Annotated in this window: 11 protein-coding genes; 4 read left to right on the top strand and 7 right to left on the bottom strand. The window is 62.2% G+C overall.

The annotated features are described in order from the left end of the window. Positions 1 to 84: 84 nt before the first annotated feature. The 7 genes from GM656_RS14120 to GM656_RS14150 all read right to left on the bottom strand — a co-directional run bounded on the left by GM656_RS14120 (position 85) and on the right by GM656_RS14150 (position 8,239). Positions 85 to 360 (bottom strand): hypothetical protein, encoded by a 276-nt coding sequence (locus GM656_RS14120; RefSeq protein WP_162414324.1) that lies wholly within the window; start codon positions 358 to 360, stop codon positions 85 to 87. A 174-nt stretch (positions 361 to 534) separates the two neighbouring features. Then, positions 535 to 1,119, bottom strand: a complete 585-nt coding sequence (locus GM656_RS14125) for a metal-dependent hydrolase (RefSeq protein WP_217284962.1) — start codon at positions 1,117 to 1,119, stop codon at positions 535 to 537. After that, entirely contained in the window at positions 1,119 to 1,898 is a 780-nt protein-coding gene (aglF, locus tag GM656_RS14130; protein WP_162414326.1) for a UTP--glucose-1-phosphate uridylyltransferase AglF, read from the bottom strand. Before aglF ends, GM656_RS14125 begins: the two co-directional genes overlap by 1 nt. A 108-nt stretch (positions 1,899 to 2,006) precedes the next feature. Next, positions 2,007 to 2,207 (bottom strand): hypothetical protein, encoded by a 201-nt coding sequence (locus GM656_RS14135; RefSeq protein WP_162414327.1) that lies wholly within the window; start codon positions 2,205 to 2,207, stop codon positions 2,007 to 2,009. Positions 2,208 to 3,547: 1,340 nt separating this feature from the next. Further along, the gene (locus tag GM656_RS14140) at positions 3,548 to 4,090 is read right to left on the bottom strand and encodes a DUF7344 domain-containing protein (protein ID WP_162414328.1); all 543 of its coding nucleotides are present in this window, start codon (positions 4,088 to 4,090) and stop codon (positions 3,548 to 3,550) included. Positions 4,091 to 4,731: 641 nt separating this feature from the next. Further along, on the bottom strand, positions 4,732 to 4,995 hold the full coding sequence (locus GM656_RS14145) for a HalOD1 output domain-containing protein (RefSeq protein WP_162414329.1): 264 nt from the start codon (positions 4,993 to 4,995) through the stop codon (positions 4,732 to 4,734). Positions 4,996 to 5,065: 70 nt separating this feature from the next. Continuing rightward, positions 5,066 to 8,239 (bottom strand): GAF domain-containing protein, encoded by a 3,174-nt coding sequence (locus GM656_RS14150; protein WP_162414330.1) that lies wholly within the window; start codon positions 8,237 to 8,239, stop codon positions 5,066 to 5,068. 641 nt (positions 8,240 to 8,880) lie between these two features. Between GM656_RS14150 and ade the strand changes: the two genes are divergently transcribed. From ade to GM656_RS14170, 4 genes are all read left to right on the top strand, one after another. After that, positions 8,881 to 10,539: an adenine deaminase gene (gene ade / locus GM656_RS14155; protein WP_162414331.1), complete on the top strand. Its 1,659-nt coding sequence runs from the start codon at positions 8,881 to 8,883 to the stop codon at positions 10,537 to 10,539. Between the two features lie 136 nt (positions 10,540 to 10,675). Next, the gene (rdfA, locus tag GM656_RS14160; RefSeq protein WP_162414332.1) at positions 10,676 to 11,314 is read left to right on the top strand and encodes a rod-determining factor RdfA; all 639 of its coding nucleotides are present in this window, start codon (positions 10,676 to 10,678) and stop codon (positions 11,312 to 11,314) included. Then, positions 11,311 to 13,098 (top strand): archaea-specific SMC-related protein, encoded by a 1,788-nt coding sequence (locus tag GM656_RS14165; protein ID WP_162414333.1) that lies wholly within the window; start codon positions 11,311 to 11,313, stop codon positions 13,096 to 13,098. Before rdfA ends, GM656_RS14165 begins: the two co-directional genes overlap by 4 nt. A gap of 102 nt (positions 13,099 to 13,200) precedes the next feature. Further along, on the top strand, positions 13,201 to 14,136 hold the full coding sequence (locus GM656_RS14170) for a hypothetical protein (protein WP_162414334.1): 936 nt from the start codon (positions 13,201 to 13,203) through the stop codon (positions 14,134 to 14,136). The last annotated feature ends 64 nt before the right edge of the window (positions 14,137 to 14,200 follow it).

The following is a 14,200-nucleotide window of genomic DNA, read 5'->3' on the forward strand; positions in this document are numbered from 1 at the left end:
GTGAGGCCCTTGTACAAATCAGTTCTCGGGAATCGGGTATTAGTATACTCTGCTTGGTACAGGTAAGGGGTGTATTCGTCAGGCTCACGCCGGCATGGAAGCGATGACTGACTGCACCCACGAGACCATCGCGTAGATGAACACGACGAAGCCGCCCATCGAAATCCACCGGAGGCGCCTGTGATTTGGTGGTCGGTCCCCATCGGGATTGCTAAATTCGACGGCCAGCAAGAATCCACCGTACCCGAGGAGGTAAAACAGCAGCGGGCTCCCGAGACCGAAGAATACCATCCCGCCCACCGTCAGAGCGAGCCACGCGACGAAGAACAGCACGAAGTGTTTGATCCATGCAGCACTCATACTCGATTCGTCTCGATCAGAGGGTTTTGTTATGCCACTACTATAGTAGCCATTGAAGTCCAGTGTACACCGACCACACGGCTATGGCTCGATCGGTGTGTAAATCGTCTCAATTGGGACTACAGCGTCTTGGCCGAGCGGGCGTGACCTGAATACCGGTCGTCAGGTCAGTCGTCAACGATGCAGCCATCTGGTGGGCACTCGCTTACTGACCATGTTCCACCCTGGGGCCCCGTCTGCGACCCAGAGTGACAGCGCTGCCGAGAGGAGCAGAAACTCGAAGAGGACGAACCACACCGTCCGGGGATCGGCGAGCAACGCTTGATACTGTCCGAAGTAATGACGCACGTTGGCGAGAAATCCGCCGTAAGAACTGGTCTGCTTCGGCGCGATCGGCCAGAGAAACACCCGGTACGCCGGCGCACTTCCGGACGTGATCGTTCCGTACACCGCGTCCTGTGGAAGGTGGAGGAGATAGCCGGCTCCGAAGGCAGTTCCGAATTCTATCCGATCGAGATGTCGACTTATTAAGAGTACTACCATCGTCAGCGGAACGGCGACAAAGATCGAGTGGGCGACCGAGACGCCGGACGGGAATACGTGAAAGAGCCAGCTCGCTGGTTTGTCGACCATGTCGGGGAACAGTGCTCCGAAGAGGAGCGCGTAACCTTCGACGGCGTTCGGAGGCCGTCGACGGGTCGCTCGGACAGCCACCGAGTAGCAGATGTAGCTGACCGAGAAGTGCTCCCACGGCCACATTAATCGGTACTTGGCGACGTAGGCTCGGACGGTAGTTGTTCCCCGCCGTCGGGTGTCGGCGTCGGTTTCTCGTCCTGGAGCCGACGTTCAGCGGCGTCACGGTCTTCAGGGTAGCCCACGTCGATACGCCAGCCGTCGAGTCGAACCGCATCGATGGTGCGACCGCTCTCCATCAGCAGGTCGATCGCGTCGCTAAGTTCGTACTCGCCGCGTTCGGAAGGTTGAACGAGGTTGCATGCCTCGAAGATCGCCGGCGACAGCGTATAGAATCCGGTCATGACAAGATTGGACGGCGGATCGTCGGGCTTCTCGACGACGTTGACGATCTCGCCATACTTGTTCGTCACGCAGACGCCGTACCGCGACGCCTCCGATTCGGGAACTTCCTCGACGAGGAACGCGCAATCGACCCGCTGCTCCTGCTGTCGTTGCACGACGGTATCGAGGTTCCCTCGGAAGACGTTGTCCCCGAGCATCAGCATGAAATCGTCGCCGATCTCTGACTCGGCCTGTAACAGCGCGTCAGCAAGTCCGTCGGGTTCCTCCTGCTCGACGTAGGTTATCGGAACCCCATCGAAGTGGTCACCGTAGTGGTCGATGATCTGCCCTTTCTGGTATCCAACGACGATAACGAGTTCTTCCGCGTCGAGAGAGACGAGTTCCTCGAGACAGTGCGTCAGGAGCGGACGCCCGTCGATTTCGACGAGTGCTTTTGGAATCTCATCGGTCAGCGGACGGAGGCGTGTTCCCTTGCCAGCCGCGAGAACTACTGCTTTCATCGTGTGCAGGGACCCCCAGTACACCCATTGTAATGGTGCTACTAATGCCAGACCATACCGTGCTATTCGTTCAGGTCCGACACTGTCGAAACGGATCTCGTTCGGGAACTACCGCCGGAGATCACACAGCGAGTCGGAGTGAATGACGATGAACTCCTCCTCACCGAGCTGAGATTCGTGTTCTGGCAGAAAAATCAGTTGCGAATCGGTAGACGATCTGACGACCGTAAGCTCCTCCATCTCGTATCCGAGATCTGCCTCCCAGTCGGGATCTGTCGGCATCTCTTCCCACTCCTCTGTCGTCATCATGCCGAGAACACTCCAGCGGTGGAGGATCGCGTACCATTTCGGGGGGCTGTGCGCGCACACACGTCATCAGATCGGAGGGCCATAGTCGATAAGATCATATTAAGTGATTCTTTATCCATCCTATCCACCTGTCCAATATCAGGCATATGATCGAAAGGAATAATTACTGTATTAAAGATTGCGTCCGGAAGGGCAGATTTGTTATCTGAATAGTATCGATATACTTACCAGCTATCTAGCAGAGCGAGAGAGGCAGATATTTCTACAATTGGTCACGATCGCATTGGTAATATGTTATTACTGCCAGGAAATACGCCACAAATCCGAGATTTAGTCGGGGCCAGCGTGGCCCACAATCGCCTCGAAATGGCGATCGTAGGTCCTCAATGCAAGCAGAACGATGCCACAGGAAACGATAGAGAGGAGAAATGACTCTGCCGGTCACGGTGGTCACAAAACCGGAATGGAGATGGAAACCGCCTCTTCATCGACGGTAAGCTCCGATGTGAGGAAATAACACGACTATAACAATACAGACCCCCGCCTACTATGGAAATGGAGAGGGCAGTTACCCGACACCCACAACACACCGGCCCAATCCTTACCACCCCCCTCAGGGACGCTCGTGCCCTGTAACAGTCGCTGTCGACTCGGACGCTCTCTCCACGTCAGCGGGTGTGTCGGATCGGTAACCCGATCCACCCGTGTTCTACTCCGCTCGTGAGTGAATACTAAGCAAGAGTGCGAGAATCGTACGAACAGGGACTGTGTCTCGATGTCGAATCGGTTATCCGAGGCACGCTGTCGAAGTCGCTCACGGCGACGACAACCGTTGAGCCCGTGGCGTTTGACCGCCGAAGCGGACATTGGGACTATATCGCGCGCACGAGAAGGGAAGAGACGTGGCTTTCGCAGAAGTGGCACGGTTTCGTCGCAGAGTCAGTTTGACAGCCAGCTGATTACTCGAATCGTGTCCACGCACCGATCACCCTCGAAGCCACTGAAAGTCACCCTCTGCTCGCGTGACATCGGTGTGATCCGTGTATACCACGTTTCAATGGGTACGATAGAATCTTCGGCGACGCACCAACGAACCCCACCGCCGAGAACACGCCGACTACTCAGAATATGAACTCAATTACTAAACCGGCGTAAGGGCACATGTGGGTGTATGCCGGAGCATATCTCTGACAGCGAAATGGAACGAATCGCAGAGTTCGCGACCACTCCGATGTACAAACGGTCGCCGGATCAGTTGCTCCCCGACGGGGCAGCTGACGACGACGAGTAACGCATCCCTCAGGGGGGTGACGTCTTTTCGATTCTCCACCGCCACCAGCTCACGGCTCACCGATCTCGAACGAGCTATCGTTTCCACCTCGCCACCGGTAGATCCCGTGGACGATCGAGAGAAGTAGGAACGAGGAGATGACGATCGTTCCCAGCGCGATCGGAGTGAGCGCGGTAAACGGAGGGATTCCCGCGACCACGCCAATCAACAGGAGTGCGTTGACGAGCGCAACGGCACCGTAGTACCGAAACCACTCGACGTCGTCGTCGCCGTTACTGATGAACGGCTCGACCTCGGGCGCGTCCTCGCGTAGCGAGATCTCGCCGGTATCCGCGTCGTACGTTATCAGACCAGCCTCCTGTAGCTTCGGAGCATGTGTCTGATACAGCGAGACGTACACGCGCTTTCGCGCCTGCGAGGACAGGTCTGCTACTGTCGTGTCGTTCTCCCAAGCGGCCAGTTCCTCAGCGAGATCGGTCAGCTGGACCGGCTGGTCCTGCTGGCGGAGATAGTACAGCGTGTACCGCCGCCTCGAGCTACTGAGGATATCGAACATCTCGTCGCGCGATAGCTCTGTGTCTTCCTCTACCATCGGTTCGCTCATGACCTCGGTTGCTGCGTTGGTTTGTGTTCAGGCCGCGAAATGGGCATACGTACACGAAACCCGGGGTACCGTTTTGTTACACCCCCGTTACCCGACATACCTGGAGTAAGAAATTGTTACTTGCGTGTCGGTGTATGGGCAGTCTCGTCAGCAGAATGCGCAGTCGCCAACTAATTCGACCCACCATCTGTGAGAGAAAGCCGCCATCAGCATCGAAGTACTATCCGCACTCCTCACAGGGTGTGACGTGAAATTGGACGACTGCTCGCTGCAATCGGTCAGACCGATCGGGACCGAATGGGACTTTAGGGAGAATATAAACCCGGAATCCCCGAGGTGCTCCTCGTTTTTCTCTCGGAATCCGAAAGTGGCCGTTTCGTCGAGTGCAGGGGGCGAAGCCCGACATAAACGTCGATCCTCTGGCGGTCGAGATCGTCCGTGATGGGGTGGCGTTGTCGAGAGCACCGATCCCGTCAGCCGATCCGGTATCGACTTGAACCCTCCGAGGATCGGTTGCATCGGCGCGTCGTCCCGGTACTCCGTCAGTCGTAGTCTACACAGGAAGACCGCCGTCGCGGTGCTATTCAGTTATCCGCGTATCCACGAACCGGTAGGAGGGCGCTATGCGATCAGTTCGGCGAAATCTCGATCCTGTCACTGTTCTGAATATGGACGTGATAGCCGCTGTAGGTGAAACTGATCTGAATACTCGAACCGGTGTAGCTGGCGACGATCTTGTCGAGCGCTTCGGGGTCGACCTGTTCGTACAGCGGCGGGAGGTCAGTCTCCGCGACGTGCTGTTGCGCCGCGATAGTCGAGACGATCGCTTCGCTCGGAGATTCGTGCTGCTCTGCCCAGAAGACGGTCTGTGTCTCGTTCCACTCCAAACTCATTGTATTTCGGAACGAGATACTCCCTTATCAGAGTATGTGCTACTAGACTAGGTATCCAGTATTGGGTAGGCTAGCTATCTAGATCTTTGGCAGCCAGCCCTTCCGTGAACAGCTGTTCGAGGAGCTTCCGAACAGCCACCCTGAGGTGGTGGCTGAACGTCGGCTGGGAGATGTCGAGCGTGTTTGCGATCTCCTGGCCAGTTCGTTCTCGGGGCGACTGGTAGAACCCGCTGTAGTAGGCCGCGAGCAACACTTCGAACTGACGCGGGGTCAGCTGTGACGTGAGTTCGGCCTGGAACGACTCGCGCGTCTGGACGCCCCGCTCGCGCTTGTATCGGCTGACGAGTTCGATGTCCGGACACGAGCGACGCAATTCGGAGATAAACTGTCGGACGTCGACGGTCTGTGGGACTTCGAGGTGGATCTCGAGCGTCTCGCCGTCCGATCGGATCAATTGCGGAGCACCGCCCTGTTCGGCGATCGTCAGTGCAAGCTGTCCACCTGCTACCGTGGCTTCGAAGAGCGAGCTGTCCTCGGTGTCAGTCAGGCACTCGAGTCGCTCGAGTCGCGGCAGTGAGTCGGCGCTCGCCAGGACCGAGTCTCTCTCCCCGTCGGTACTGAAGAACACGGTGCACGTATCGCTCTCCTGTGGAACGATTCCCTCGAAAGTCACCGTCGCGTCGACGGTACCGGCGATCCGGTGGAGGATGTCGTCGGACTCCGTCGCCTCGAGCTGGAGTTCGACCGCGTGATTCGCGACGAGTCCCTGTTTCGTCTCGATACTGTTGATAGCGTACCCGACCGTCTCGCTCACCTCTTCCAGCACCGACTGCGTCGGAAGGTCGAAGACGTCCCGGGACTTCGCGTACGCGGTGAGGACGCCGTACGATATCTGCTGATACGTGATGGGAATGCTGACAACGGACTGATAGCCCCGCTCGAGGAGGCGCCGGCGCCACCCGCCGCCGCGGAGACCGTCGGCGACGTTGTTGTCGAGCGTCTGTTCAGCCGTACGCGCCGTCTGGATCGCGGGTGGGGCCGGCGACTCGCCAGTGGGCGAGCGTGACTCTTCGAGGAAGCCGCGATCCGTTCCGGCCCACGTCCGCGGTGTGATCCGCTCGTCGTCGGCTTCGTACTCGCCGATCCACGCGAACGAGCAGATGTCGGACGCGACGAGTTGGTCACAGACTGCCTGTTCGATTTCCGGTCGGCTGTCGGCTCTGAGCACCTGCTCGTGGATCTTCTGACTCATTTCGGTCAGGCGATTCATCCGCTCGAGCTGGACCGTCTGTCGTTCGAGTTCGTGCTGGCGGTCCTCGAGCTCCGTCTCGTAGTTCAATCGGTCGAAGGCAGTTCGAATCGTCGCCCCGAGGAGTTCGGTGATCCGACGTGTCTGCGCATCGAAGGTCCCGCCGATCTCGTCTCCGGCCCGGAGGACGCCGTGATCTCCGAGCGGGACCAGTACCGCCTTTCCGTCCAGGCCGGGACCGTCCCCGGATGTGTCGATCTCCGACCCGTCCTCGACGATTATCGTCTCCTCGGTGAAGAAGGCCGAACTCACGAGGCTGTCACCGTCTGCCGGAATCGCGTCGTTCGACGGCGTGTCGTCCGCGGTCGCCGCAAGCGGGCGAAACGAATTCGTGTCGCTGTCGAACCCGTACAGCACTACGTCCGGTAAATCGAGGAGGTTCCGGGCCCTGTTGACGGCGATCTGCGCCGCCTCGGCCTCCGAGGTGACAGCCAGCAGATCGGTCGCCGTCTCGTAGAGATGGGTGAACCCCTCCTCGGCACGCTGAGTCTGGAGTTCGTTGCTGATCCACTTCCCCAGCAGATCCACGAAGGTGATGTCCCAGTCCGAGACAGTGTCGCTTGCGGACTCCGTCCCGTAGAAACAGAACGTCCCGTAGATCGTGCCACCGACCGTGAGCGGCGTTCCGAGGTACCGCGTAATACCGCTGTCGGCGAGGGTCCCGTCCGCGAACTGCTCGTCCTCGTCGAGGTCCTGGAGGACGAGCGTCTCCTCGTTCGCGACGGTCTCCTCACACGGTGTGCCGGACAGTGGTATGGATCCACCCGAGTAGATCGTCTCGTCGGGCGTCTGGAGGACTTCGAACGTGTACTCCGATCCGTTCACGCGAGACAGCGTCGCGAACTCCATCCCGAGAACGCGCCGGCCGATCTCCATGAGATCGCCGATCTGCTCGGGCAGCGACTTCTCGCGCGTCGTGAACACCTCGGTGATCGTTCGAAGCACCTCTTCGCGATCCTCGAGTTCGGAGCGCGTCGCCGTCGAGAGCAGTCCGTCAGCGACGATCTCCGCGAGTTCCGTGAGGATCGTCTGTTCCGCCTCGTCGAAGGCGAAGGATGAATCCGCGTAGATCGCGATTACGCCGTGGACCGACCCGGCGTACTGGATCGGAAGGGCGATCATCGATCGGAGGCCGTACTCGTCGGCGAGCACGTGCCACTGTTCGAATCCCGGGTCGGAGTTGATCTCCGCGGCAATCTGTGGGTCACCGGTAGTCAGCGCTCGATCACACGGCCCGCCGTCGAACACCGACTCGCCGTAGCGGTCGACCAGTTCCCGAACGTACTCGGTTGCGTCACCGCCGCCGGCAGTCGGAACGATCGTACCGGACTGTTCGTCGCGTTCACCGATCCATGCGAACTGGTACGTCTTCGAGCGCGTCAGGATATCGCAGACGGCCTGCTTGATCTCCGCGGCCGTAGTCGCCCGGAGCACCTGTCGGTTGATCTCCCGAAACAGCGAGTTGATCCGGGACAGCCGAGCCGTCTCAAGACGGAACCGGTACGATTCGACGGCGTTCTCGATCCGGTTTGCGAGTACGGCATATTGTTCCGGCCCTCCACCTTTCACGAAGTAATCAGTGACACCGGCCGAGACCGCTTCGCTGGCCAGTTTTTCGCTCCCCTGACCGGTCAGCAGGATGAATGGGAGGTCGCCGTTGGTCTGGCGGACCGTCTCGACGAACTCGATGCCGTTGGCCGACGGCATCTCGTAGTCCGAGACGATGCAGTCGATGGAGTCGCTTTCGGACTCGAAGTACCGCAGTGCGTCGTCGACACTCGCCGCCTCGACGACCTCGATCCGGTCGCTTTCGTGTTCCAGAAGCGTCGAGGCCGTTCGACGGAAGTCCTCGTAGTCGTCGACCAGTAGCACCGTGATCACCGACGCCTTCGCGTTGCCGTCGGTCGGTGCGGTCCCAGCGGCCAGCTTCCGCATGCGTGAGTCTATCGTGCGAAGCCAGTATAAACATGTGACTTGAGACGCCACCGGCAGAGTCGGACCGACGCCGACGGTGGGGTGATACAAGCGTCGTGAGTCGCCCGAGAGAAGCACGTGCGCAGTGCCGGATTTCAACAATACATTTGGAGGGCAGTATGTATATCGAACTGGTATTTGTGCGCGTCTTGCTCGACGCCCGTGATCGTGGCAATACCGTCTGCCCCGAGTCAGCAGCCGCGGAACACGATCGGGTCAACCATCACACGAGGGCCCGGACAGCTAGTATCCATATTTTATTGAAAATCAAATGGTAACTAATAGGTTATCTTTCATCAGGACGATCCCGGTCTGCAGGACGCTATTTCCAGTTCCGAGCACGCTCAGCCAGAGTCGCCGTGAAACGACGCCTCGGTGGACATAGAGTTATTGATATGTGAATAGTTACGTTGGTAATCAGTCATGTCTTCGGAGCGGTGTGCAACGTCGGTGTGTGACGCTTGTCGGGGCAAGCTATTTTACCACCAGTCGTGTCACACAGTGCCTATGAGACACGCACTTCGAGCCGAGAACGCGGCGCGCACGACGTTTCAACCGAGCACGCCGTCGAGCGGGTCGCGGACTCGGGTTCCGACTGGCCGATGACGGTCGATACGCTCGTCTCGGGGACTCTCGTAAATGTCCACACGGGGACGCTCGAACGACGACACGTGGCCGTCGACGACGGTGAGATCGTCGCGCTGGAAGCGCGTCCCGCCGACCGGCGCGTCGAAGCGAACTACGTCGCGCCGGGACTCATCGACGCCCACATGCACGTCGAGTCGAGCATGGTGACGCTCCCGGAGTACGGCCGCGCGATCGTGCCGCGGGGGGTCACCAGCGTGATCCACGACCCCCACGAGATCGCGAACGTCCTCGGAGAGGCGGGCGTCCGTGCCGTCGTCGAAGACGCAGAGAAGACGCCGCTGAAGGCGCGGTTCACCGTCCCGTCGAGCGTTCCCGCGACCGATCTGCAGGACGCCGGGGCGACGCTCGACGCCGACGCGGTCGCGTCGCTGCTCGACCTCGAACGGGTCGTCGCCCTCGGCGAAGTGATGGACATTCCCGGATTGCTGGCCGGCGACGACTCGGTCCACGCCAAGGTCCGGGCCGCGCGCGAGCGCGGACTCACCGTCGACGGCCACATGCCGGGCGTCTCCGGGTCGGACCTCCACGAAGCGGCCCGGTCCCTCGACACCGATCACGAGAGCATCACGCTGGCGGAGGCCCGCGAGCGCGCCGACCTCGGCGTCCGCGTCTACCTTCGAGAAGGGTCCTCGAGCAAGAACCTCGTCGACCTCCTGCCGCTCGTCGACGCGGTCGACAGCCGGCGGCTCTCACTGTGCACCGACGACCGGGAGGTCGTGGATATCGTCGACCACGGCGGCGTCGAGGACGCGATCCGGACGGCAATCGCCGAAGGTGCCGACCCGGTCGAGGTCGTCCAGATGGCCACGCTCAACACGGCAGAGAGCTACGACCTCCCGTTCGGACGGGTCAAACCCGGCGCGCCGGCCGACCTCGTCCTGTTGTCCGACCTCGAAACCTGGTCAGTCGAGCACGTCATGGTGGACGGGGAACTCGACCCGACGGCCGACGAAGCGGCGACGGCGACTACGGACCTCGCGACGGACACCGTCACTTTCGATCCGGTGTCCGCTGGTGACTTCGCCCTCTCCTCGGCAAAAGACGCCGCGACCACCACCGTCCGCGTCATCGACGCCGTCGGCGGCCTCCAGACCGACCGAATGGAGACGGAAGTGCCGGTCGAAGACGGAACGCTCGTCCCGCCCGCTGACGAGGACATCCTGTCGCTGGCCGTCATCGAGCGCCACGGCGGTGACGGCGGCATCGGCCGCGGGTTCGTCCACGGCCTGGGCCTGGACCGCGGCGCCATCGGATCGACGGTCGCCCACGACGCGCACAACTGCGTGGTTGCGGGCGCGGACCGCGACGCGATGGCCCGCGTGGCGAATCACCTCCGGGAGATCGGCGGCGGCATCGCGGCGTACGATCCCGCGAGCGACGTACTGGCGTCGCTCGCGCTCCCCGTCGCCGGCCTCATGTCCGACGAACCGATCACGGCCGTCTACGAGGGCTACGAGGCCGTCGAGTCGGTGGCCGACGACATGGGGCTGGTCGACAGCGGGCTGATGGAGCTGTCCTTCCTCGCGCTCGAAGTCATCCCCCACTACCGGCTGACGAACAGGGGGCTGGTCGACGTCGAGGCCGCGACGCACGTCGACGTGCTGGTCGAGTGAGTGCGGTCCACGATAGGGCGATCCAGAAATTTCACGCACTTAGGTCGTGAATCGCCAGCGGTCGGCGTGACGAGCCGTGGACAGTGCGTACACACAACGTCAAACACTATTACGGCGAAGTGTGAAACGGTCGCTAATGGCTGCTTCGGGCTGTAAGATAGAGACGGTCATCGAGAAGTACGGACTGGGATCGGCTGATCCGGTCTACGACTCGTTGAACGAGGGATTGCTCGCCCGCTGGACGGGGGCAGACGGCCGCTCGGCCGAGGGGTATCGCTCGCTGACGGCGTGGTTCAACAGACGCCTCCTCAAACGGGTCTACGACGAGCACGGGCGCGAGTCGCTGGACGCCCGCGTCGAGAGCGACTACGAGACGCTCCGGGGCGACGACGACCTGCGCCGCGAGGAACTCGTCGAGAGCCTGCGCGTCGACGGAATCCCCGGAGGCGATGTCGTCGACGACATGGTCTCGTGGGGGACGATGCGAACCCACCTCAACGACTGCCTCGACGGCGAGAAGGCCACCCGGCCCGCGGCGACGGACTGGGAGCGGGACAGCGTCGAGACGGCCAAGGACGTGGCCCGGCAGAAGACCGAGTCGGCGCTGTCCTCGCTCTCGACGAAAGGCGAGGTGGACGGCGACGACGCCGATATCGAGGTCCAGATCCAGCTCAGTTGCCCGGACTGCCCCACTCGCGTGCCATTCGACGTGGCACTGGAGCGCGGGTACGTCTGCGAACAGCATCGCCGACAGCGCTCCACGAACCAGACATGACCTGGCACGTCGACATCGAGCGGATCGCCGGTATCCTCGACGGCGCGGCGACGCTCGACCCGGGGTTGAACGCCGTCAGGGGGTCGAACTGGCAGGGCAAATCGAGCTTCATCGAATCGATCAAGGTCGCGCTCGGCACGTCGACCGAACTGACCGAGGGGGCCGACAGCGGCCGAGTCCGCCTCGACACGCCGGACGGAACGTACGACGTGTCGCTCGCGCGCGAGGGCGGGACCGTCCACCGCAGCGGGACGCCGTACCTCACCGACGAGTACGACACCATCCGCGCGGCCCTGTTCGCGTGCCTCGACGAGCGTAACGAGGTCCGCCGGGCCGTCCGCGAGGGCGAGAACCTCGAATCGGTGCTCATGCGACCGCTCGACTTCCAGAACATCGACGAGCAGATCGCGGCGCTCCGGGGCGAGCGCGAGCAGATCGAGACGGAGCTCTCGCAGGCCCGCGAAGCCAAGAAGCGCCTACCGACCGTCCAAGAGCGGGTCACACGGCTCGAAGACGAACTGATCGAACTGCGCGAGAAGCGCGAGGCGGTGGCGGCCAGCGACGAGGACGAGGGCTCGGAGTCCGTCCAGCGTCAGCTGAGTCAGGCCCGGACCGAGCAGAGTCAGGCCCGGAACCGCGTCGAGCGCCTCGAGGGAAGCGTCGAGCGGACCGAGGAACGCCTCGCCGAGCGGCGGGCGGACCTCGATTCACTCGAAATCCCGGAGTACACCGACGTCGAGGCCCGCCTCGAAGACGCACGGGACGCGCTCGAACAGGTGGAGCGCGACGCCGAAGTGCTCCAGTCGGTGTACTCCGCGACGGAGATGGTCCTCTCCGAGAACCGACTCGACCTCATCACCGACGTGGAGCGCGACATCGAGGGGGACAGTCTGACGTGCTGGACCTGCGGCGGGGAGACGACGCGGTCGGACCTGGAGGCTCGGCTCGACGCCCTCGGCGACCGGCTCACTGAACTGCGGGCCCGCAAGGAGTCTCACCGCGACACCGTCGAGGAACTGGAGACCCAGCGCGAGGAGATCAGCCAGGCGCGCCGACGCGAGTCCGACCTCGAAGACGAGATCGCGGACCTCGAGGAGACGCTGGCGGACCGCGAACAGAGCCTCGAAGCGGCCAGGAACCGCCTCGAAGAGGCGACGGAACGCGTCGAGGAACTCGCGGAACGCGTCGACGAGACGGTCGAGGAGCGCTCGGACGTCGAGAGCGAGATCAAGTACCGCGAGGCCGAACTGGAGGACGCCGCCGACGAACTCTCACAGCTGGAGACGCGCGCGGGTCGCGTCGAGGAACTCGAGGCCGAACTCGGGTCGGTACGCGAGGAGCTGTCGGCGTTGCGCAACCGGAAGGACCGCATCAAACACGAGGCGCGCGACGCCTTCGACGAGGCGATGCGGGAGATCCTCTCGCGGTTCGACACCGGGTTCGAGACCGCACGCCTCACCGCCGACTTCGAGGTCGTCGTGGCCCGCGACGGCCGCGAGGCCAGCCTCGACGCGCTCAGCGAGGGCGAACTCGAACTCATCGGCTTCGTGGCGGCGCTGGCCGGCCGCGAGTCCTTCGACGTCGCCGAGACGGTCCCGCTGTTGCTGGTCGACGGCCTGGGCGGCCTCGACGACGACAACCTCCACACGCTCATCGAGTACCTCCGCGGGCGGACGGAGTACCTCGTGTTCACCGCCTACCCGGAGTACACCGCCTTCGACGGCCGGGAGATCGATCCGACCGAGTGGGAGGTCGCCAACGAGTCCCCTGCCACGGCGGACTAACTGTCGATGTGACATCTGCGTTTTCTGAGCGTATACGAAAACGTTAGTCGAAGGATTGCGCTATCCGACACGTATTTGTAAACTACAGCCGACGGTTTTCATATGATTGTTAGCGCCGCCTTCGGCCAGCTGACGGACGTGCTCGACGGCATCGAATCGTCCGCCGTCGAGATCCAGCGCGTCGAAGTCCCCGAGCGAGAGATGGGCGACGAAGCGGAACTCACCGCGGAGATGACGGTCAGCGTGCCCGCCCTGCCAGGACTGTCGCTGGGCGAAGACGTCTCGATCGACGGGGATTCCCTCGACAGCGACGGGCGAATCGAGATCGACCTGTCGGTCACGGTCCCAGCCGACGCAGAGGTCGCCGCCGAGTACGGACTGGACGAAGAGCCCGGAAGCGGGCGGTCACCACAGTCCTCGGTCCCGGCGTACAAGGACCCAGAAGCGCTCGCGGCCGTCTACGAGGAGTACGGCACGTTCCCGGAGATGACGGAGGCGCTCGACGTCGACGTGACCTCCGAGACCGTCCGCCGGTACATGGTCGAGTACGACATCCACGATCCGACGGACAACACGCCCCATCCCGGCGAATTCGAGTTCGCGTCGACCGGGTCGGACGACGACGCGACCGAGGCGGACGGGGCCGACACGACCGGGGAGACTGCCGCTGACAGCGTCGACGCTTCGCCGGACGGTGACGGGAGCGAGCAGGCCGAAAGCGCCCAGACGAGCGAACTCGGACGGCGCTCCGTCGCGGCACTGCTCACCGAATCCGACGGACAGGGACGCGACGATAACCTCGTCGCTGACGGTATCGGCATCTCGGAGAGCCTGACCGTCGCAGACCTCGCGACGGCCGTCAATCGGGCCGACTCCGTCCACGAAGTCACCCGACAGCTGGGGATGAGTCGCGGGAACACTCGTCGACTGTTACGCGAACTCGACCTCGTCACGTTCGTCACCCATCCGCTCGGCGCCTCGCAGATAGCCGTCTCAGAGGCGGAGATCAAGCGCCGCATCGACACCGCGAGTTCCTGACGACCCAGCCGACCACTCGGCGCCGGCGTCTCGGTCTGGGATCCGACCGGAGGGGATCCGCCGG

This window comes from Haloarcula salina (assembly GCF_010119195.1).
In the GTDB taxonomy this organism is placed as follows: Archaea; Halobacteriota; Halobacteria; order Halobacteriales; family Haloarculaceae; genus Haloarcula; species Haloarcula salina.

What these genes read in the sequence shown, in the direction of transcription:
- rdfA (WP_162414332.1), top strand. Translation starts at nt 10,676, where the DNA reads ATGGCTGCTTCGGGCTGTAAGATAGAGACGGTCATCGAGAAGTACGGA.
- ade (WP_162414331.1), top strand. Translation starts at nt 8,881, where the DNA reads ATGACGGTCGATACGCTCGTCTCGGGGACTCTCGTAAATGTCCACACG.
- GM656_RS14135 (WP_162414327.1), bottom strand. Translation starts at nt 2,207, where the DNA reads ATGATGACGACAGAGGAGTGGGAAGAGATGCCGACAGATCCCGACTGG.
- GM656_RS14120 (WP_162414324.1), bottom strand. Translation starts at nt 360, where the DNA reads ATGAGTGCTGCATGGATCAAACACTTCGTGCTGTTCTTCGTCGCGTGG.
- GM656_RS14125 (WP_217284962.1), bottom strand. Translation starts at nt 1,119, where the DNA reads ATGTGGCCGTGGGAGCACTTCTCGGTCAGCTACATCTGCTACTCGGTG.
- GM656_RS14145 (WP_162414329.1), bottom strand. Translation starts at nt 4,995, where the DNA reads ATGAGTTTGGAGTGGAACGAGACACAGACCGTCTTCTGGGCAGAGCAG.
- aglF (WP_162414326.1), bottom strand. Translation starts at nt 1,898, where the DNA reads ATGAAAGCAGTAGTTCTCGCGGCTGGCAAGGGAACACGCCTCCGTCCG.
- GM656_RS14170 (WP_162414334.1), top strand. Translation starts at nt 13,201, where the DNA reads ATGATTGTTAGCGCCGCCTTCGGCCAGCTGACGGACGTGCTCGACGGC.
- GM656_RS14140 (WP_162414328.1), bottom strand. Translation starts at nt 4,090, where the DNA reads ATGGTAGAGGAAGACACAGAGCTATCGCGCGACGAGATGTTCGATATC.
- GM656_RS14165 (WP_162414333.1), top strand. Translation starts at nt 11,311, where the DNA reads ATGACCTGGCACGTCGACATCGAGCGGATCGCCGGTATCCTCGACGGC.
- GM656_RS14150 (WP_162414330.1), bottom strand. Translation starts at nt 8,239, where the DNA reads ATGCGGAAGCTGGCCGCTGGGACCGCACCGACCGACGGCAACGCGAAG.